The 19,740-nt window shown below is 66.7% G+C and carries 19 protein-coding genes; 9 read left to right on the forward strand and 10 right to left on the reverse strand.

The features are described 5' to 3' along the window. Positions 1-183: 183 nt before the first annotated feature. The 3 genes from SMAL_RS14655 to SMAL_RS14665 form a co-directional block, all read right to left on the reverse strand. Complete coding sequence (locus SMAL_RS14655; protein WP_005410509.1) at positions 184-858, reverse strand: rhomboid family intramembrane serine protease; 675 nt, start codon at positions 856-858, stop codon at positions 184-186. A gap of 93 nt (positions 859-951) precedes the next feature. After that, positions 952-1,290, reverse strand: a complete 339-nt coding sequence (locus tag SMAL_RS14660; protein ID WP_232054081.1) for an MGMT family protein — start codon at positions 1,288-1,290, stop codon at positions 952-954. Further along, the gene (locus SMAL_RS14665) at positions 1,287-2,207 is read right to left on the reverse strand and encodes a DMT family transporter (RefSeq protein WP_006381748.1); all 921 of its coding nucleotides are present in this window, start codon (positions 2,205-2,207) and stop codon (positions 1,287-1,289) included. The genes SMAL_RS14660 and SMAL_RS14665 overlap by 4 nt, the downstream gene beginning before the upstream one ends. 383 nt (positions 2,208-2,590) lie before the next feature. On the opposite strand from SMAL_RS14665, the gene SMAL_RS14670 reads away from it, so the two are divergent. Beyond that, positions 2,591-3,556 (forward strand): IS110-like element ISStma4 family transposase, encoded by a 966-nt coding sequence (locus SMAL_RS14670; protein ID WP_012510657.1) that lies wholly within the window; start codon positions 2,591-2,593, stop codon positions 3,554-3,556. Between the two features lie 33 nt (positions 3,557-3,589). On the opposite strand, the gene gorA is transcribed toward SMAL_RS14670, so the two are convergent. The 3 genes from gorA to SMAL_RS14685 all read right to left on the reverse strand — a co-directional run bounded on the left by gorA (position 3,590) and on the right by SMAL_RS14685 (position 6,990). Beyond that, positions 3,590-4,948, reverse strand: a complete 1,359-nt coding sequence (gene gorA, locus SMAL_RS14675; protein ID WP_012511745.1) for a glutathione-disulfide reductase — start codon at positions 4,946-4,948, stop codon at positions 3,590-3,592. A gap of 215 nt (positions 4,949-5,163) precedes the next feature. Then, positions 5,164-6,408, reverse strand: a complete 1,245-nt coding sequence (locus SMAL_RS14680; RefSeq protein ID WP_012511746.1) for a DUF418 domain-containing protein — start codon at positions 6,406-6,408, stop codon at positions 5,164-5,166. A gap of 99 nt (positions 6,409-6,507) precedes the next feature. Beyond that, positions 6,508-6,990, reverse strand: coding sequence for an FKBP-type peptidyl-prolyl cis-trans isomerase (locus SMAL_RS14685; protein WP_012511747.1), 483 nt, complete (start codon positions 6,988-6,990; stop codon positions 6,508-6,510). Positions 6,991-7,101: 111 nt separating this feature from the next. On the opposite strand from SMAL_RS14685, the gene SMAL_RS14690 reads away from it, so the two are divergent. Then, positions 7,102-7,641: a C40 family peptidase gene (locus tag SMAL_RS14690; protein ID WP_012511748.1), complete on the forward strand. Its 540-nt coding sequence runs from the start codon at positions 7,102-7,104 to the stop codon at positions 7,639-7,641. Between the two features lie 130 nt (positions 7,642-7,771). Next, a complete protein-coding gene (locus tag SMAL_RS14695; RefSeq protein WP_041864571.1) occupies positions 7,772-8,545 on the forward strand; it encodes a C40 family peptidase in 774 nt (257 codons plus the stop codon). Between the two features lie 360 nt (positions 8,546-8,905). On the opposite strand, the gene SMAL_RS14700 is transcribed toward SMAL_RS14695, so the two are convergent. Next, positions 8,906-10,240 carry a dicarboxylate/amino acid:cation symporter gene (locus tag SMAL_RS14700; protein ID WP_006381938.1) on the reverse strand — a complete coding sequence of 445 codons (1,335 nt, stop codon included), beginning with the start codon at positions 10,238-10,240 and terminating at the stop codon, positions 8,906-8,908. A 154-nt stretch (positions 10,241-10,394) separates the two neighbouring features. Here SMAL_RS14700 and SMAL_RS14705 point away from each other — a divergent pair, with 154 nt between their 5' ends. From SMAL_RS14705 to SMAL_RS14725, 5 genes are all read left to right on the forward strand, one after another. Next, positions 10,395-12,101, forward strand: coding sequence for an alkaline phosphatase (locus tag SMAL_RS14705; protein ID WP_012511750.1), 1,707 nt, complete (start codon positions 10,395-10,397; stop codon positions 12,099-12,101). Then, positions 12,101-12,643 (forward strand): WG repeat-containing protein, encoded by a 543-nt coding sequence (locus SMAL_RS14710; protein WP_012511751.1) that lies wholly within the window; start codon positions 12,101-12,103, stop codon positions 12,641-12,643. The genes SMAL_RS14705 and SMAL_RS14710 overlap by 1 nt, the downstream gene beginning before the upstream one ends. A 534-nt stretch (positions 12,644-13,177) precedes the next feature. After that, on the forward strand, positions 13,178-14,464 hold the full coding sequence (gene tilS, locus SMAL_RS14715; RefSeq protein WP_198283143.1) for a tRNA lysidine(34) synthetase TilS: 1,287 nt from the start codon (positions 13,178-13,180) through the stop codon (positions 14,462-14,464). A 36-nt stretch (positions 14,465-14,500) separates the two neighbouring features. Next, complete coding sequence (locus tag SMAL_RS14720) at positions 14,501-14,761, forward strand: exodeoxyribonuclease VII small subunit (protein ID WP_010482975.1); 261 nt, start codon at positions 14,501-14,503, stop codon at positions 14,759-14,761. Beyond that, positions 14,751-15,629 carry a polyprenyl synthetase family protein gene (locus SMAL_RS14725; protein WP_012511753.1) on the forward strand — a complete coding sequence of 293 codons (879 nt, stop codon included), beginning with the start codon at positions 14,751-14,753 and terminating at the stop codon, positions 15,627-15,629. Before SMAL_RS14720 ends, SMAL_RS14725 begins: the two co-directional genes overlap by 11 nt. Before the next feature lie 110 nt (positions 15,630-15,739). Here the strand turns inward: SMAL_RS14725 and SMAL_RS14730 are convergent, their stop codons facing one another. Both SMAL_RS14730 and pmbA read right to left on the reverse strand, forming a co-directional pair. Next, entirely contained in the window at positions 15,740-16,111 is a 372-nt protein-coding gene (locus SMAL_RS14730) for a DUF4870 domain-containing protein (protein WP_012511754.1), read from the reverse strand. Between the two features lie 87 nt (positions 16,112-16,198). Further along, positions 16,199-17,566: a metalloprotease PmbA gene (gene pmbA / locus SMAL_RS14735; protein ID WP_012511755.1), complete on the reverse strand. Its 1,368-nt coding sequence runs from the start codon at positions 17,564-17,566 to the stop codon at positions 16,199-16,201. Between the two features lie 68 nt (positions 17,567-17,634). Here pmbA and yjgA point away from each other — a divergent pair, with 68 nt between their 5' ends. Then, on the forward strand, positions 17,635-18,225 hold the full coding sequence (gene yjgA, locus SMAL_RS14740; protein ID WP_012511756.1) for a ribosome biogenesis factor YjgA: 591 nt from the start codon (positions 17,635-17,637) through the stop codon (positions 18,223-18,225). A gap of 41 nt (positions 18,226-18,266) precedes the next feature. On the opposite strand, the gene tldD is transcribed toward yjgA, so the two are convergent. Then, on the reverse strand, positions 18,267-19,712 hold the full coding sequence (gene tldD, locus SMAL_RS14745) for a metalloprotease TldD (protein WP_006382111.1): 1,446 nt from the start codon (positions 19,710-19,712) through the stop codon (positions 18,267-18,269). Positions 19,713-19,740: the final 28 nt, after the last annotated feature.

Here is a 19,740-nt window from a genome sequence, read left to right on the forward strand (position 1 = left end):
CTGCTGTTGGTAGGTGCCAACCTTGGTTGGCACGAGGCAGCAGAAGCGATTGCCAACCAAGATTGGCACCTACCGGGCAATGCGTGCCGACCAACGGTCGGCACCTACCGCGTCAAATGATCCCGTTCAAAGCGTGCCAACCAAGGTTGGCACCTACCCGCGTGAAGCGAGGCGCATCGCGCCTCACTTCACGCTGCGCAGATGGTTCGGGCGCTTCGGTGGGCCAGGCGGGCGACGCTTGTTGAACGGCGGCTGCCCGCGCCAGTAGCGGATCAGCAACCAGCCGAACAGCATGCCGCCAAGGTGCGCGAAGTGGGCCACGCCCGGCTGCCAGCCGGTCATGCCCAGCACCAGTTCGCCCACGCCGAACAGGATCACGAAGGTGCGTGCCTTCATCGGAATGGGTGGGAACAGCAGCATCACCCGCTGGTTCGGGAACAGCATGCCGTAGGCCAGCAGCAGGCCGAACACGCCACCGGAGGCACCCAGCACCGTGGCCGGGTTTTCCAGCAGCGTCCCCACCAGCAGCTGGCAGACGCCGGCTCCGGCCACGCACACCAGGTAATAGAGCAGGAAGCGCTTTTCGCCCCAGGTCTGCTCCAGTGGCGCGCCGAACATGAAGACCGCCAGCATGTTGAAGAACAGATGGCCGAAGCTGCCATGCAGGAAGCCGTAGGTCAGCAGCTGCCAGGGCTGGAAGTTACCGCCCGGCGAGAACGCGTCGAAGCCCTGCTGCAACGGTTGCAGCATGAACGGCTCGAAGGTCTGCATGCCGAGCAGGAACGGCTGCTGCAGCAGGAACAGGATCGCGTTGGCGATCAGCAGGGCCTTGGTAACGGTAGGCAGTCGCGGGAACATGGGAGCACCGGCATGGAACGGCCTCCATCATAGCCGCAGCACCGTGTCTTGTTGGCGACCGGCAGGCGTGGCCTGTTCAGTCGCCAGCGGCGCTCAACCGGGGCCCCACACGGCCGCATCCAGCGCTGCAACCGGATCGGTCGCCGGCATCCGCACCCGGCCATTCTCGACCACCACGCCCTCTGCACGCAGCCGCTGCGACTGCTCGCGCCAGCCGGCCGACCCTTCTTCCATGGCAATGCGCCCATCCGAGCGCAGCACGCGGTGCCAGGGCAGGTCTGGATCGTCGTTCTGGCCGAGGATGCGTGCGGTCAACCGCGCGCGCCCAGGCAGGCCGGCACGCATCGCCACCTGGCCGTAGCCCATCACCTTGCCAGGCGGAATCGCACGGATCACCGCCAGGATGCGCGCACGCGCCTGCTCCGGCGTCAGCGTCGCAGGCGGGTCACCAGCAGTACGCCGATCAGCACCAGCACGGTGCCGGCGATCTGTGCCGGCCCCATCGGTTCGTCGAGCAGCCATAGGCTCATCACGATGGTGGAAACAGGGCCCAGCATACCGACCTGCGCGGCCAGCGACGAACCCACGCGCTGCACCGCCAGCATGATCGCCAGCACCGGCAGTACGGTACACACGGTGGCGTTGACCAGCGACAGCCACTGCACCGGGGCCGGTGCCTGCCACAGCAGCGGCAGCGGATGGGTGATGGCGAAGTGCAGCAGCACCAGCACGCTGGCCACGCAGCTGGCATAGGCAGTCAAACGCACCGCGCCGATGCGCGCGACCACCTGGCCGCTGCCGAACAGGTACAGCGCGTAGCTGAGTGCACTGCCCAGCACCAGCAGGCTGCCGAGGATGATCTGCCCGCCCTCACGCTGCAGGTCGTGGCCAAAGGCGATCAGCACGCCGATGTAGCTCAGCAGCAGCGCAGCGACCTGCCAGCGGCCGGGTCGCTGGCGGGCCAGCAGCACGTTGATCAACAGCACCAGCGTCGGGTTCAAGTACAGGATCAATCGTTCCAGGGTCACGCTGATGTACTGCAGCCCCTGGAAGTCGAGCAGGCTGGACAGGTAGTAGCCGGTGAAGCCCAGCCACAGCACGCGTGCACGGTCGCGCCAGGACAGCGGTGCGGCACGGCGCGCGGCCCACAGCGCCATCAATGCGAACAGCGGCAGTGCCATCAGCATGCGCAGGGCAAGCAAGGTGGTGGCGTCAACGCCGTGGCGCAGGCCAAGCTTGACGATGATCGCTTTGCCGGATGCGGCAATGGCGCCGATCGCGGCCAGACCAATGCCACCCAGCGCGATGCGCGGGGAAGCGGTGGCGATACGGGAAGCAGGGTTGGACATCAGGACGACGGCGGGCCGCGCGGAGCGGCTGGGGAAAGCGTGGGGGCGGCCATTGTCGCATGGAGGCGTCCGATCCCCTGTAGAGCCGAGCCCGCGCGCGGCTGCACCATGTCTGGCGAAAAGCAGCCGAGCATGGCTCGGCTCTTGTGTCTTGGATCGTGCCCTGATCAGGCACAATCCCCCGGTGACCCGGGAGGCTCCGATGACGCTGCCTCGGCTCTTAAGCCTTCGAGCTTGCAAAGTAGATTCAGCGCGTCGGCGGCCTGACACCGCCATGGAACTTGAACGGTATCTTAGGCCCGCCATCGGGTGAGAGCCTGTACTCACAAGGGCAAGTCTGGCGGCTTCCGATCACGATCGTAAGTTCAAGCTGGAGCGAAATCATGCAATTTATCGGCATCGACGCAGCCAAGGCGACTTTTGACATCGCCCTGCCTCTATCTCACGGCAAGTATCGAACCAAGGCCAAACTCCCCAATACGCCAAAGGGTTTTGATGAGCTTCTGGCCTGGCGCGCCAAACATGCGCCGAACGCGGCGGTAGGTATGGAGGCTACAGGCATCTATCACGAGGCCTTGGCTCAAGCACTGGTGGAAGCGGGGGTAGTGGTTCATGTGGCCAATCCCGCCCGAGTAAAGGCGTTTGGGCAGGCGGAGGGGATGCGGACCAAGACTGACCGCAGCGACGCCAAGCTGATTGCCCGGTTTTTTGAGGCACAACGCTCGGAAAAGCTGTATCCCTACGTTCCACCGACGCCCTCGGAGGTGAAGCTGCGCGCCTTGGTACGGCGTCGAGATGACCTCCAGGAAATGCTGCAGATGGAGCACAACCGCCTGGACGTTGCCGATATCTCGGTCCAGCAAGGGATCAAGGATGTGATCCGGACGTTGGAAGAGCAGATCAAGCAGGTCCAGAAGGCGATTGAGGACCATATCGATAACGATCCGGACCTGCGCCGGCGTCATCAACTGCTTACCAGCATCCCCGGTGTAGGCAACACCAGCAGTGCCCAGCTGTTGGCCATGCTGGGGGATCTAAGCAAATACAGCGACGTGCGCCAGGTGGTTGCCCACGCGGGCCTGAATCCGGCCCAGCGTCAATCAGGAAACTACGAAGGCAAATGCCGGATATCACGCGTCGGCGACGCCAATTTCCGCAAAAAGCTGTACATGCCGGCGCTGACCGGGAAGACCCACAACCCCACACTGAAGTCCTTTGCAGACCGGCTCAGCGCGAAAGGCAAGCCCTTCAAGGTCGTCATGTGTGCAGTGATGCGCAAGCTCATCCATCTGATTTGGGGCGTACTGAGAAGTGGCCGACCCTTTGAGCCTGACGTCGCCCTTGCCTAGGCGAGGGCGACACGGTATCTACAACGGCCCGGCTCAGCGCATCAGCACCACTTCCTCGGCCGAGGTCGGGTGGATCGCCACGGTGTCGTCGAACTGGGCCTTGGTCGCGCCCATCTTCACCGCCACCGCGAAGCCCTGCAGGATCTCATCCGCGGCCTCGCCCAGCAGATGGATGCCGACCACGCGTTCTTCCGGGCCGGCGCAGACCATCTTGAACAGGCTGCGCTGGGTGCCATTGGCCAGCGCCTGCAGCATCGGGCGGAAACGGCTGTGGTAAACGCTCACCTGGTCGAAGCCTGCGCGTGCGTCTTCTTCGCTCATGCCCACCGCGCCCAGCGGCGGGTGCGAGAACACCACGCTGGCCACGTTCTCGTAATCCATCTTCGACTGCGGGCGGCCACCGAACAGGCGGTCCATCAGCCGCCGCGATGCGGCCACCGCCACCGGGGTCAGGCCAACCTTGCCGGCGATGTCACCCACCGCGTGCACGCTCGGCACGCTGGTGGTCTGCCATTCGTCCACCTGCACCTGCTGGTGTTCGCCAATGCCGATGCCGAGCGCTTCCAGGCCCAGATCACGGCTGTTGCCGCGACGCCCGGTGGCAAAGAACACCGCATCGAACACGTTGTCGAGCGGACCGTCATGGCCGAACGCACGCACCCGTTCGCCATCGCGCTGCAGTTCGCGCAGGCGGTAGTTGAAATGGATGCGCACGCCCTGCTGTTTCAGGTTCTCGGCCAACTGATCGGTCAGCTCGTAGTCGAAGCGCTCCAGCAATCGCTTGCCGCGCACCAGCAGGCTCACGCGGCTGCCCAGCGCCTGCAGCAGGCCGGCCAGTTCCACCGCGATGTAACCACCCCCGATGATCGCGACCTCGGCAGGTGCCGCGCGCAGATCGAAGAAATCGTCGGAGACCAGGCCCAGTTCGGCACCCGGAATGTCGGGCCGCAACGGGTGCGCACCGGTGGCGATCAGGATGTGCTCGGCGCTGTAGCGCACACCGTCGCTGCAGGCCACGGTGTGCGCATCCAGCAGATGGCCACGCGCCGGAATACGCACCACGCCGGTCTCATCCAGGCGTTTGTGGTAGCTGGTGTGAATGTTGCTGATGTAGGCCTGGCGATGGATCACCAGTTCCTTCCAGGAAAGCGCCGGGCGCGCTTTTACATCGAAGCCCATCGCACTGGCCAGGCCGATGCGCTCGTGCAGGTCGGCTGCCAGCCACATCGCCTTCTTCGGCACGCAGCCGACATTGACGCAGGTCCCGCCCAGTTCGCCCGGCTCCAGCATCGCCACACGCTTGCCGTGCTGTGCGGCGCGGATCGCGCCAGCCAGGCCGGCGGAGCCGCCGCCAAGGACGATCAGGTCGTAATCATAGGGTGCAGTGCTCATCGGAATCGCTCGGGTCGGTAGGGGGCAGGATCGATCGCGGGTGGACGGTCGCAGACAGGATCGGCGATCAGCCGGCCGGTGCCGGCACTCATGCTGATATCGAGCATGGCACGGCCCACTGCAGGCCAGACGTGAACTGACGCCACCGATGACCTGCGGCAGCTGCGCAGATGGCGGCGGCGATCACGGTCAACGGCGTGTGTGGCAGGCATCGATCAGCCCTGCCCGGCATCGCGTCGCATCGCCGGCCATTGCCGGTAGGTCATCGCTCGCCACAGCCATTCCATCGGACCAAAACGGAACCGACGTAACCAGAGATGGCTGATCACCACCTGGCTGGCGAACAGCAGCAATGCCGACAGCAGCTGCACGCTGCGAGGCATCACCTCGAACCATCCCAGGCCGTAGTGATAGAACAGGAGCGTGCAGACCAGCGACTGCGCCAGGTAATGGGTCAGCGCCATGCGCCCGACCGGTGCCAGCCAACCCAGCTGCGTGCGCCAGCGCACGATCCACGCCAGGTAGCCCAGGCACATCAGCAGACCGCCGACCGTCACCAGTGCCATCGCGGCTGTCACCGGCAGGTCGTAGGCACCCGGCACCAGGTACGGCTTCCAGGCAACGCCCAGTACCGTGACCAGCAGGCCCAGCGGCAGCGCAATCCAGCGCAGCACCGCGTACAGCCGCGGGAAGCGCTCCGGCGCCGCCAGCGCACCGCTGCCGGCGAACCAGCTGCCGATCAGGAACATGCCCAGCACTTCGGGGCCGGTGATCAGCAGCGCACCCATCGACGTGCCGAACTCGCTCAACCGCTGCACGTTGGCCTGCATCCAGCTGCCGTGCCCGTACACCTGCCGCTGCAGATTGATGCTCTGCTGCGCCTCAGCCAGCATTTTCTGCACATCCTCGGCCGAGGCCATCGATACCATCGCGCCGACCAGCAGCATCATCGCCACACCGCCCAGATAGAGCATCACGCCCATCCATGGCAGCCAGCTGCGCGGCGCCTCGCGGCAGGCCAGCAACGGCAGCGACACCAATGCGTACATCACCAGGATGTCGCCGGACCAGACCAGCAGCGCATGGCACAGGCCGATCAACAGCAGTCCGGCGCTGCGGCGCAGGTAGAACGGAGTGAACCCACGCCCGGCCACTTCAGCGCGCCGTGACATCACCGCGAAGCCGGCGCCGAACAGCAGCGAGAACAGAGTGAAGAACTTGCCCTGCACGAACACGTAGACGAAGGCATCGGCCCAGTAGTCGATGCCCTGCCAATGCGTGTCGATGCCGGTGAAAGCCAGGTCCAGCGGGCCGCTGAAGGCCTCGATGTTCATCAGCAGGATGCCCAGCAGCGCGGCACCGCGCAGCATGTCCAGCACCGCGATGCGTTCGCCGGAAGCCACCGGCTGCAGGGAAGGAGAAGCGGCGTTCACGGGGGATCCGTCGGGCAGGTCCGCCATTATGCCGCCGGCCTGCGCGCCATGGATGGCCGCGCCGTGTTCCACAAACGCAACGGCCCGCCGTAGCGGGCCGTTGCAGCCATCACGATCGCGCTGCGATCAGTGCTGGTGACCACCGTCGCCGTGGACGTGGCCGTGGTCGAGCTCTTCCTTGCCGGCTTCGCGCACGTCGACGATCTCGACGTCGAAATGCAGGTCCTTGCCGGCCATCGGGTGGTTCAGGTCAACGTCGACCACGCTCATGCCGACCTTCTGCACGGTCACCGCACGCGGGCCGAAGTTGGTCTGCAGCACAACCTGCTGGCCCGGGACCAGCTTGGTGTTGCCGAAGTGCTTCTTCGGCACGCGCTGGGACAGGCCGTCACGGCGCTCGCCGTAGGCGTCGGCCGCCTTGACGTCGACATTGAAGGTTGCGCCGGCTTCCTTGTCCATCATGGCGTTTTCCAGGCCCGGGATGATGTTGCCGTGGCCGATCAGGATCGCCAGCGGCTCGCCGCGGTCCTTGGACGATTCGATCGGCTCCTGGCCGGCTTCGGAAACGGTGTAGTGGAAGCGGACAACGCGGTCTTTTTCGATCTTCATGCGCAACTCTGTATGGATCTGCCGGAGGCAGGCGGGTTGGGGCGGGTTGTCGCCCGGCGGGGACGCCGCCATCATGACGGCCAATCCAAGGTGGCGCATTATCCGGAGATCATGCAGATCACGCCAGTTTCGTCCGGCCCGCGCCGGCTCCTCGCCCCGGCCCTGCTGCTGGCCCTGCCCCTGTTGATGACCGCTTGTGGCGGCGGCAAGGCCACGCGCCCGGCCCCACCACCGCCCTCGGCGAACTGGCCGAAGACGGTGCCGGACAATCCCGAGGCCGCCAACTCGGTGCTGATGCGCGCCATCAGCCTGGTCGGCACGCCTTACCGCTATGGCGGCAACACGCCTGATTCGGGCTTCGACTGCAGCGGACTGGTCGCCTACGTCTATCGCGAGATGCTGGACCTGAAGCTGCCGCGGACCTCGCGCGACCTGGCCGCGGTACAGGGCCCGAAGATCGATCCGCAGCGCCTGGCCACGGGTGACCTGGTGTTCTTCGGCAGCCGCGGCAGCGTCACCCATGTCGGCATTTATGTAGGTGAAGGACGCTTCGTGCACGCACCGAGCACCGGCGGTACGGTTCGTCTCGATTCGCTCAGCGGGCCCTACTGGAAAGACCACTACACCGGCGCGAAACGTGTTCTTCGCTAAACTGAACAGGCGATATGTCCAAAACTGTGACGTCCATCACCGTCAAAATAACGATTTTATAACGGAATTTTTAACTTTTAGAGGCGTTCGCAGGGCATGATGCCCCATCGTTTTTTCCTGTGACCGACGCGTGACGACTGAAGACCAGACGTGCCAAGGCCAGACCGCCGCATTTTCGCGTAGTGCCCGCCCTCTGCTGATGGGCCTGGCGCTGTGTCTGACCAGCCTTCCGGCCTGGTCGCAGACTGTTCCCTCCCGCTCCGATGTGACCCCGGCCCCCGCGGCCGAGAGCACCGCCCGCCCGGCCGCCAAGGCCGAGGCTGCCGCTCCTCAGCGCAGCCGCGTCGATGCCGCCGCCAGTGCCACGCTGGCCGCCCTGCTGCCGCACCTGGCCGCCAATGACACCATTCCGCTGATGGACCGTTCGGCCGTGGTGGCCGGCGACCTCAGCCGCCTGCTCGCCAACTACGACACCAGCAGCGCCGCCAATGGCAGCGTTGTCGGCACCGCCGCCGACAACGGCAAGGTGCAGTCGCTGCTGCGCCGCGCGATGACCCTGCTGGGCACCCCGTACCGTTGGGGTGGCAGCAACCCGGACAGCGGTTTCGACTGCAGCGGTCTGGTCGGCTACGTGTTCCGCTCGGCCCTGGGCATCGAGCTGCCGCGCGTATCGCGCGAGATGGCCCACGATGACAACGCCGAACTGATCAACGACCGCACCGCGCTGGCCGCTGGTGACCTGGTGTTCTTCGGCCGCAAGGGCCGCGTCGACCACGTCGGCATCTACGTCGGTGATGGCCGCTTCCTGCACGCCCCGAGCTCCGGCAAGGATGTGCGCGTGGATACCCTGCTCAGTGGCTACTGGGGCAACAAGTTCATGCAGGCCCGCCGGGTCGATCTCTGATCTGACCTCGCTGGCGCCACGGCGCCGCCTGAGAGACAAGAAGCCGCTGCCCTGCAGCGGCTTTTTTGTTGGGCCCGCAATGACGGGTAGGCAGATGCCGGTCGACCCTCTGTCAGATGGGTGCCGACCTTGGTCGGCACTGCCTTCATCCACGCTTGGCGTGGATCTACCGGGGGCCGCCTTGGTCGGCAACGCGTCCGCCATCCCCCCCAAACGAAAGGCCCGCCGGTCAGGGCGGGCCTTTCATCTCAACGCAACCTCAGGCGCGTGGCGGTGTTGGATTTGGTCGGCAACGCGTCCGCCATCCCCCCCAAACGAAAGGCCCGCCGGTCAGGGCGGGCCTTTCATCTCAACGCAACCTCAGGCGCGTGGCGGTGTTGGATCAGGATCGTCCACACCCACATTGCTGGACGGGTTGTCATACACCGCCTGGTCGAGCAGCCCGGTTTCCTTGGCCACGATCACCGGCACCAGCATCTGGCCCGTCACATTGGTCATCGTGCGCATCATGTCGAGGATGCGGTCGATGGCATACAGGTAGCCGATGGTCTCCAGCGGCAGGTTGGCTGCGCTCAGCACCACCGTGGCCATGATCACTGCCGTGCCGGGTACACCGGCGGTGCCGAAGCTGCCCAGCACCGAGGCGATCAGCACCACCACGTACTGTTCCGGGGTCAGCGGCACACCGCTGTACTGCGCGATGAACACCGCGCACAGCGCTGGGTAGATCGCGCCGCAGCCATCCATCTTGATGCTGGCTCCCAGCGGTACCGCGAACGAACCGTAGTCCTTGTTCACGCCCAGGTTGTGGGTGATCGAACGCAGCGCCACTGGCATCGCAGCGAAGCTGGACGAACTGACGAAGGCCACCTGCATGCCCGGCGCCGCCCCACGGAAGAACTTCAGCGGGTTCAGGCCGTGCGCCAGCAGCAGTGCGCTGTAGACCACCACGATGTGCAGCGCGCAGGCCACGTACAGCGCCAGCACGAAATGACCCAGTGGCAGCAGCTTCTCGAAGCCATAGCTGCCGACCAGGCCGGCGATCAGGCCGAAGGTACCGATCGGGGTGACTTCCAGCACGAAGCGCGTCACCTGGATCATGATGTCGCTCATCTGCCCGACCAGCTTACGCGCCTCGGTCACCTTCTCGCCCAGCTTGACGATCGCAAAGCCCACCAGGCCCGCGAAGAAGATCACCGGCAGGATCGAGCCGCGACCGGCAGCCAGCACGGTCTCACCGGCCGCATTGACCTTGGTGCCGATGCCGGACAGCGCATAGAAGACATTGGCCGGCACCACGTCCAGCAGTACCTGCACCACGCTGGGCACTTCGCGCGGCACGTAGTTGCTGGCCATCGACAGCTGCAGGCCACCGGCGCCGGGCTGCAGCACGGTACCCACGCCCAGGCCGACGCAGACCGCCAGCGCGGCGGTGATCACGAACCACAGGAAGGTGCGGCCACTGAGTGCGGCGACCGACTTCTGGCCGTGCAGCGACGAGATCGCGTTGATGACCGCGAAGAACACCAGCGGCACCGCGATCATCTTGATCAGGGTGACGTACAGCTCGCCCAGCGGGCCGAACCAGGTTTCAGCAGCCGGGCCGAGCGCCCAGCCGGCCAGCGCGCCAAGCACGAAGCCACCGACCACGCGCTGCCAGAATGGAATCCGCAGCCAGGCAGAGACCAGCTTCATAGGCAATCCAGAGGGGAAGGAAGGGATGCTGGCACGATAGCCCAAGGCGGCCCGCAGAACGACCGCCGGGCGGGCAAATCAGTGTGTCATCGGCGTGCCTTGCGAGGGCGGGCATAATGAACGTCCCGTTACAGTTTGTGAGATCCCAGCGTCCATGCGCCGTTCCGTCTCCCTGTTGGCCGCCTGCGCCACCACCCTGCTGCTGGGCGCCTGCGCCAGCACCACCCCCGCGTCCGCCCCGGCCGGCCTGAAGGTCGCCGTCGATCCTGTCGCCCATCCGGCCGGCGAGACCCCGCAGTGGTGGTACCGCAGCGGCGCCGCCCAGGCGGCAGCCAACGGCGCGATGTCCGGCAAGGCCAAAAACGTCATCCTGTTCCTCGGCGACGGCATGAGCCTGACCACCGTAGCCGCCTCGCGCATCTACGAAGGCCAGCAGAAGGGCGGCTCGGGCGAGGAGAACCTGCTGTCCTGGGAGCGCTTCCCGGCCACGGCCTTCAGCAAGACCTACAACACCGATTCGCAGACCCCGGATTCGGCCGGCACCATGACCGCCATCACCACCGGCGTGAAGACCCACATGGGCGCGATCGGCGTCAGCGCCGGCACCCGCACCGACTGCGCCGACAGCCTGTCCAAGGGACTGCTGACCTGGCTGCAGCTGGCCGACAGCGCCGGCCTGGCCACCGGCGTGGTGTCCACCGCGCGCCTGACCCATGCCACTCCGGCCGCCACCTACGCGCACTCGCCCGAGCGCAACTGGGAAAACGACACCGACCTGACCGAAGCGGCCAAGGCGGCCGGCTGCAAGGACATCGCCCAGCAGCTGCTGTCGACCTCGCGCTATGGCCGTGGCCCGCTGGTCGCCCTTGGCGGTGGCCGTGGTGAGTTCACCACCGTGGAAGAGCGCGATCCCGAGTACGACGACAAGGTCGGCCAGCGCCTGGACGGCCGCAGTCTGGTGCAGGAGTGGCAGCAGGCGCACCCGCAGGGTGCCTACGTGTGGAACAGCAAGCAGCTGGCCGCCGCCACCAACGCGCCGGCCATCCTTGGCCTGTTCGAGCCGGACCACATGCGCTACGAGTACGAGCGCCCGCAGGATCCGGGCGGTGAGCCGAGCCTGGCCGAACTGACGGCGGCAGCCATCAAGAACCTGGCCAAGCACCAGGAAGGCTACGTGCTGATGATCGAAGGCGCGCGCATCGACCACGCCAACCACAGCGGCAACGCCTACCGGGCGCTGACCGAGACCGTGGCGCTGTCCGACGCCGTGCGCGTGGCCAACGAACTGACTTCGGCCGATGACACCCTGATCATTGTCACCGCCGACCACTCGCACACCCTGAACTTCGTCGGCTACCCGGCGCGCGGCAACCCGATCCTGGGCAAGGTGAAGGACAAGGGCGGCGAAGACGGCGCCGGCAAGCTGGACTACGCGCTGGACGGCACCGGCCAGCCCTACACCACGCTGAGCTACGCCAACGGCCCGGGCCACACCGGCAGCAGCAACCAGCAGCCGGCTGGCACCAAACGCTATCCGCACAATCCCAGCACGTTCGAGCCGGCCAATGGCCGCCCGAACCTGCGCGAGGTCGATACCGAGCACCCCGATTACATGCAGGAAGCGCTGGTACCGATGAAGTCCGAATCGCACGGTGGCGAGGACGTCGGCATCTGGGCCCGCGGCCCCGGCAGCAAGGCGATCCGCGGCACGCTGGAACAGAACGCGATCTACCACATGATCGTGCAGGCCACCCCGGCCCTGCGCGAGCGCCTGTGCCAGGCCGGCACCTGCGATGACAAGGGCGTGCCGGTGCAGTTGCCGGCGCCGACCGTCTTCGAGCGCAAGGCCGAGGCCAAGTGATGATGTGGCCGGCACGCCCTGCCCCCTCCAGCGGCCGCCTCGCGCGGTCGCTGGTCCTGCTCGGCGTGCTGGCCAGCGGCAGCGCGTTGGCGCAGGGACCGGCCTGCAAGGTCATGACCGAAGAGCATGGTCTCTGGATGCTGCCGGGCTGCGAGGTCGCCAACGGCCGGCCGCAGATCAGCCGGGACATCCTGGCGCAACTGCCGTACGACGATCACGGCCTGGCCGTGGTGTACGCAGGCGAAGGCTTCCACTACGTCAACCGCAAGGGTCGCAGCCTGCCGGTGATCACCTGGGACAACGGCCCGGAGACACCGCAGGAAGGCCTGTTGCGCGGGCGCGTTGGCAATCGCGTGGCCTACTTCGATCTGAAGTTCCAGCAGACGGTACCAGGCACATTCGATTTTGCGTGGCCATTCCAGGATGGCGTGGCTGAAGTCTGCAATGGCTGCCGGCGTGGCACGCCGGATGGCGATGGCCACACGCCGATGGAAGGCGGCGACTGGTTCCGCATCGACCGCAAGGGTCGTCGAGTGAAGTAGGTTTTCGGCAGGGCTGCGCCCTGCACCTGCAGACGCAACGGCAACAGCCGAAGCAACAGCGTGCATTCCGCGGGATGGCGGGGCACTGTGGGTTTGCGGGGACGGCGCAAGTACGTCCATGTAGCCTTGATCGCCGCATCCATGCGGCTCACACCCCGCAAACCCACAGTGCCCCGCCTTCGACAGTTTTCCGGCGGCCGGTAGATCCACGCCATGCGTGGATCAGATCCGTCAGATATCGAATTGAATCCGGGGTCAGATCCGTTTTCCTGCGGAAAACGGATCTGACCCCATCAGCATGCCCAACAGATCGCAGGACACTGTCGAAGGCGGGGTGGGTCCGGTTGCGGGGGCGTGAGCCGCATGGATGCGGCGACCGAGCTTACATGGATGTACTTGCAGCGGCCCCCGCAACCGGACCCACCCCGCCTACCCTCAGGAAACCCGCTTCTGCTGTTGCTTCGGCCGTTGCCGTTGCTTGCGCGTCTGCGGGTGCAGGGCGCAGCCCTGCCGACCAACCCTATACTTGCCGCCGTGACTGCCTTCCCTGCCCTTGTTCCGCTGGATGCGCCCGTACTGGTGGGCTACAGCGGCGGTGTCGACTCGACCGTGCTGCTGCACTGGTTGTGGCGCTGCGCACAGGCCTCCGGTACCCCGCTGCGCGCGGTGCACATCCACCATGGCCTGCAAGCTGCAGCTGACGAGTGGGTACTGCACTGCCAACAACAGTGCATAGCACTGGGCATCGAACTGGCCGTGCACCGCGTACAGGTCGAAAGCGACACAGGCCTGGGACCCGAAGGTGCGGCACGGCAGGCACGACGGGCGGCGTTCGCGGCCGAACTGCGCGAGGGCGAAACGCTGGCGCTGGCGCAGCACCAGGACGATCAGGCCGAAACGTTCCTGCTGCGCGCCTTGCGTGGCTCCGGCATCGACGGCCTTGCGGCGATGTCAGCCGATAGCCTGCTCGACGGTCACCGTCTGTGGCGACCACTGCTGCAGGTGCCCCGCAGCACCCTGCTCGACCATGCCCGCCAGCACGCACTGCGCTGGATCGAGGACCCCAGCAATGGCGATGACCACGCCGATCGCAATTTCCTGCGCCTGCAGGTGCTGCCGCTGCTGCGCCAGCGCTGGCCACATGCGGCCGCTGCATTGGCGGGCAGCGCGTTGCATTGCAGGCAGACGCGGGACCTGCTGGATGAAGAAGACGCCGAACTGATCACGCACCTGGAAGTGGCACCGCGCGTGCTGTCGCTGCAGCTGCTGCGCCAGGTCTCACCGGGCCGCGCCGCGCGCGTGCTGCGTGCCTGGGTGGTAGGCCACGGTGCCGCGCCGCTTCCGGCCACGGTGCTGCAGCAGGCACTGGACGAACTGCTGCCGGCCGATAACGATCGCCAGGCACGCGTGCGCTGGCACGATCACGCGATCCAGCAATGGCGCGACCATGCCTACCTGCTGCCCGTGCAGCTTCCCGTGCTGCCGAACGACTGGCAGGCCGAATGGGACGGGCGAGCACCGCTGCCCCTGCCCGACGGTGGCCAGCTGCGCCTGCAGGGCATCGCTGCCTTTGAACGCCCGCTGCAGGTCCGTGCACGCGTGGGCGGCGAGCGCATCCAGCTGCCGGGTCGCCAGCATTCGCATGCGCTGAAAGACTGCCTGCAACGCGAACATCTTGCGCCGTGGCGACGCGCGCAGCTGCCGTTGATCTTCGATGGCCCGCAGTTGCTGGCCGCCGCCGACGTGGTCATCGCCGCACCACTGCAGGCCTGGTTGCAGGCCCACGACGCGCAGCTGCAGTGGCGGCCGGGCGGCTGGTGAATTGACCCCCGCGCGCGGCCCGTCCACACTTGCCGCATGGCCAAGAAGTCCCCCGAAAACGCCTCCCCAGTCGCCCAGTTCGAGCAGTCGCTCGAATCGCTGGAGCAGCTGGTGGAGCAGATGGAAACCGGCGAGCTGAGCCTGGAAGCTTCGCTCAGTGCTTACGAACGCGGCGTGGGCCTGTACCGCCAGTGCCAGCAGGCGCTGGAGCAGGCTGAACTGCGCGTGCGCCTGCTCAGCGACCCCGCCCAGCCGGAAGCCGCCGAACCTTTCGACCCGCCCAGCCATGACGGCTGAGGCATTGTTCGCGCGCTGGCGCGACCGTATCGAAAGCCAGCTCGACGCCGCCCTGCCCTCGCCGGCCGAGGCGCCACAGCGCCTGCACCAGGCCATGCGCTATTCGGTACTCGGCGGCGGCAAGCGCATGCGCCCGCTGCTGGTGTATGCCAGCGGCCAGCTGTTCGGCGCGCAGCCGGAAAGCCTGGACGCGGCGGCGATGGCGGTCGAACTGATCCACGCCTATTCGTTGGTGCATGACGACCTGCCGGCCATGGACGACGACGCCCTGCGCCGCGGCAAGCCGACCACCCACATCGCCTTCGACGAAGCCACCGCGATCCTCGCCGGCGATGCGCTGCAGACTCGTGCCTTTGGTCTGCTGGCCGATGCACCGCTGCCGGCAACGCTGCGCGTGGCCTGCCTGCAGACTCTGGCGCATGCCTCCGGTGCCTCCGGCATGTGCGGCGGCCAGGCGCTGGATATCGATGCCACCGGCCAGCAGCAGACGTTGGCGGCACTGACCCGCATGCACGCACTGAAGACCGGCGCGCTGATCCGTGCAGCGGTGCGCATGGGCGCGCTGTGCGGCCAGGCCCACGAACCACAGCTCGCCCAGCTCGACAGCTTCGCCGATGCGCTCGGCCTGGCTTTCCAAGTGCGTGACGACATCCTTGATGTTGAAGCCAGTTCCGAGCAGCTGGGCAAGACCGCCGGCAAGGACCAGGCGCAGGACAAGAGTACCTTCCCCGCCCTGCTCGGCATGGACGGTGCGAAGGCGCAGCTGCGCGAACTCGCGGCCCGCATGCAGTCCACTCTGGCCGGATACGGCGATGAGGCCGACGCGCTGCGTGCGCTGGCGACGCTGGCGGTGGAGCGCGATCACTGATCGCTGGCGGTGATGCTGCCGCTGCGCGCTCGCCGGGCATGGCCCGGCGCTACCGCCAAGCAAAAACGCCCGGCAGTGCCGGGCGTTTTCGTTTCAGCATGAAGCCGGTCTTACTTGATCAGGCGCAGGGTGAACGGGTAGCGGTACGCTTCACCGTTGTTGGCCTTGACCGCTGCAATGATGCAGAACACCAGGTTGATGATGCCGACGATCGGGGCCAGGATGCCGCCGATGATCACGATCATCAGGATGATGCTGATGACCATGGCGATGGTCACGGTGATCTGGAAGTTCAGGGCTTCCTTGGCCTGGTCGGTGACGAACGACTTGGCAGCATCGTCCTTGTTGATCAGCCAGATGATCAACGCGCCGATGAAGCCGGTGAAGATGCCCAGCAGGTGGGCAGCCAGGGCCATGGTGCGCTGGTCGGCCGGCACATCGGTGGTGACCGGCGGCGGCGGGACGTTATCGAATTCGCTCACGACAAAACTCCTTTTCATTGGGTGGTCTTGACCCACCAGCACCAAGCTGGTTGCGTCAGGCGGGCATAGCTTACGCCATCGACGCCATCAATCATTACCGGCGATGGTCATCCGCCCCAACAGGATCGAGCCGGTGCGGATGTGCGAGCGCGGGTCGACGTCGCTGCCGACCGCTTCGATCGAACGGAACATCTCGCGCAGGTTGCCAGCAATGGTGATGCCGTCCACCGGGAACTGGATCTCGCCGTTCTCGACACGGAAGCCGCCAGCCCCCCGCGAGTAGTCGCCGGTCACCCCGTTCACCCCCTGCCCCATCAGCTCGGTCACCAGCAGGCCGTCGCCCATCTGCCGGGCAATCTCCTGCAGGGAACCGGCGTTGGCGGCCAGCTGCAGGTTGTGCACGCCGCCGGCATTGGCGGTGGTCTGCAGGCCCAGCTTGCGCGCCGAGTAGCTGCCCAGCACATAACGCTGCAGCACGCCGTCGCGGACCAGGGCCGAGGCACGGGTAGCCACACCATCACCGTCGAAGGCGGCCGAGCGCAGGCCACGGCGCAGGTGCGGCAGTTCCTCGATCTGCATCCAGTCCGGGAACAGCTGCTGGCCGACGCTGTCCAGCAGGAAGCTGGCCTGGCGGTACAGCGCACCGCCGGACACGGCAGAGAGCAGATGGCCGACCAGGCTGCGCGCCACTTCCGGGGCGAACAGCACCGGCATGCTGCCGGTGGAAAGCGACCGTGGCTGCAGGCGGGCGACGGTGCGTTCGGCGGCACGGCGTCCGACCAGGCCCACATCCTCCAGATCTTCACGGGCCAGCGCACCGGTGTACCAGCCGTCGCGCTGCATGCCATCACCCTGGCCAGCGATCAGCGCACATCCGATCGAATGGTGGGTGCCGCGCTCACGGCCGATGAACCCATGCGAATTGGCATACACCGACAGGCTCTGCATGCTCGACACCGAGGCGCCGTCGGAATTGCGGATCTGCGCGTCAGCCTCGCGGCCGGCGGTTTCACAGGCCAGGGCCAGGTCCACGGCCTCATCGGCCTGCAGCGCCCACGGATGCCAGGCATCCAGATCCGGGAAGTCGGTGGCCATCAGCACAGCCTCGGCCAGCCCGGCGGCCGGGTCGTCCTCGGTATGCCGGGCAATCGCGCAGGCCTGCTCGACGGTGGCCGCCAGGCTGGCCTCGTTCAGGTCGCCGGTGCTGGCACTGCCCTTACGCTGGCCGAAATAGACGGTCACGGCGATACCGCGGTCACGCGTGGACTGCACGGTCTCCACGTCACCGAGGCGCACATTGACCTCCAGGCCACGGTCCTCGCTGCAACTGACCTCGGCCTGGCTGGCGCCGAGCGCGCGGGCACGGTCGAGCAGCTGCTGGGAGAGGTCGGCCAGCCGTTCCAGCCGGGCCGGGCTGTCGTCACCGACGGCGACTTCAGGGGCGATCACGTTCAATGCTTTATCCTGTACAGGTTGGGCCCGGCATCACGCCGGGCGACTTTTTTTGAAATCAGGTATGGACGATGCGCGGACGCGACGAAGAAACCGGTGAATTCCACGACAAGAGCCGCAGCCAGAACCGGCGCGACGCGCTCGACGTTCTGGCCCTGGGCGAGAAGCTGGTGTCGCTGACCCCGGCCCAGCTGGCGCGCCTGCCGGTTCCGGAAGACCTGCTGCCGCACATCGCCGAGTGCAAGCGGATCACCGCCCACATCGCCCACAAGCGCCAGCTGGCGTTCCTGGCCAAGCACATGCGCCGCGAAGAAGATGCCACCCTGGATGCGATCCGCGATGCGCTGGATGCCAACAGTGAGACCGGCCGCCGCGAAGTGGCGATGATGCACCGTGCAGAAGACTGGCGCGAACGCCTGCTTGCCGAGGGCGACAAGGCGCTGGCCGCACTGCTCGATGACTACCCGCAGGCCGACCGACAGCAGCTGCGCACGCTGGTACGCAACGCCCAGGCCGAAAAGGCCAAGAACAAGCCGCCGCGCGCCTACCGCGAGATCTTCCAGGTGCTGCGTACGCTGATGCTGCCGGCCGCGCTGGGCCTGAAGGCCAGCGACGACGAGGTCGAGGCCGACGACACGGCCGACGCCAGCGACGAGGACTGAGTCCCCGCCGGGCCTGGCGGTGGCGCTGGCCATCGCCCGGCTCAGGCCTGGGTACCGCCGACGGTGATGCCTTCGATCAGCAACGACGGCTGGCCGACGCCCACCGGCACGCTCTGGCCGTCCTTGCCACAGATGCCCACACCCTCGTCGAGGGCCAGGTCGTTGCCGACCATGCGCACCTTCTGCATGGTTTCCGGGCCGTTGCCGATCAGGGTCGCGCCCTTCACCGGCGCGGTGATCCGGCCATCCTCGATCAGGTAGGCCTCGGTGGCCGAGAACACGTACTTGCCGCTGGTGATATCGACCTGGCCGCCGCCGAAGTTCACCGCGTACAGGCCCTTCTTCACCGAACGGATCATCTCCTGCGGATCGTGCTGGCCGGCACGCATGTAGGTATTGGTCATGCGCGGCATGGTCAGGTGCGCGAATGATTCGCGGCGACCGTTGCCGGTCGGCGCCATGCCCATCAGCCGTGCATTGAGGCTGTCCTGCATGTAGCCAACCAGGATGCCGTCCTCGATCAGCGTGGTGCATTGGGTCGGGTGGCCTTCATCGTCGATGTTCAACGAGCCACGGCGGCCATCCAGCGTGCCGTCGTCGACGATGGTCACGCCCGGGGCGGCCACGCGCTCGCCGATGCGACCGGCGTAGACGCTGGTGCCCTTGCGGTTGAAGTCACCTTCCAGACCGTGGCCGACCGCTTCGTGCAGCAGCACGCCGGGCCAGCCTGGGCCGAGCACCACCGGCATCACACCGGCCGGCGCCGGCACCGCGTCCAGGTTCACCAGCGCCTGGCGCAGTGCCTCGCGGGCGAACGCTTCCGGACGTCCCTCGGCGAACAGTTCTTCATAACCATAGCGGCCACCGCCACCGGCATAGCCCGATTCACGGCGGCCGTTCTGCTCGACGATCACCTGCACGTTCAGGCGCACCAGCGGGCGCACGTCTGCGCCCAGCACACCGTCGCTGCGGGCGATCAGCACCGTATCGACACCGCCGGACAGGCTGACCATCACCTGCTTCACGCGCGGGTCGGCGGCACGCAGGTAGCCGTCCAGGCGCTTGAGCACCTCGACCTTGGCTTCATTGCCGATGCCGTCGATCGGGTCCAGCGCCGGGTACAGCGCGCGCGCGTTGCCGCGCAGCAGCGAACGCCCGGACTGGGCACCGCCTTCACGCGAGATCGCACGCGCCGACTGCGCCGCCGCCAGCAGCGCGTCGGCATGGATGTCATCGGAGTAGGCGAAGCCGGTCTTCTCCCCGGCAATCGCACGCACGCCCACGCCCTGCTCGATGGAATGGGCACCGTCCTTGACGATGCCGTCCTCCACGCTCCAGCTCTCGCGGCGGGCGTGCTGGAAGTAGAGGTCGCCGAAGTCGACACCGGGGCCGAGCAACTGGCCGAAGGTGCGCTCCAGGCCAGCGGTATCCAGGCCACCGGGGCGCAACAGGCGGTCTTGGGCAAGCGTCAGGGCGGTATCAGTCATGGTCTCGATCTGGGGATGCGGGGGCGCT

Source organism: Stenotrophomonas maltophilia R551-3 (genome assembly GCF_000020665.1).
In the GTDB taxonomy this organism is placed as follows: Bacteria; Pseudomonadota; Gammaproteobacteria; order Xanthomonadales; family Xanthomonadaceae; genus Stenotrophomonas; species Stenotrophomonas maltophilia_L.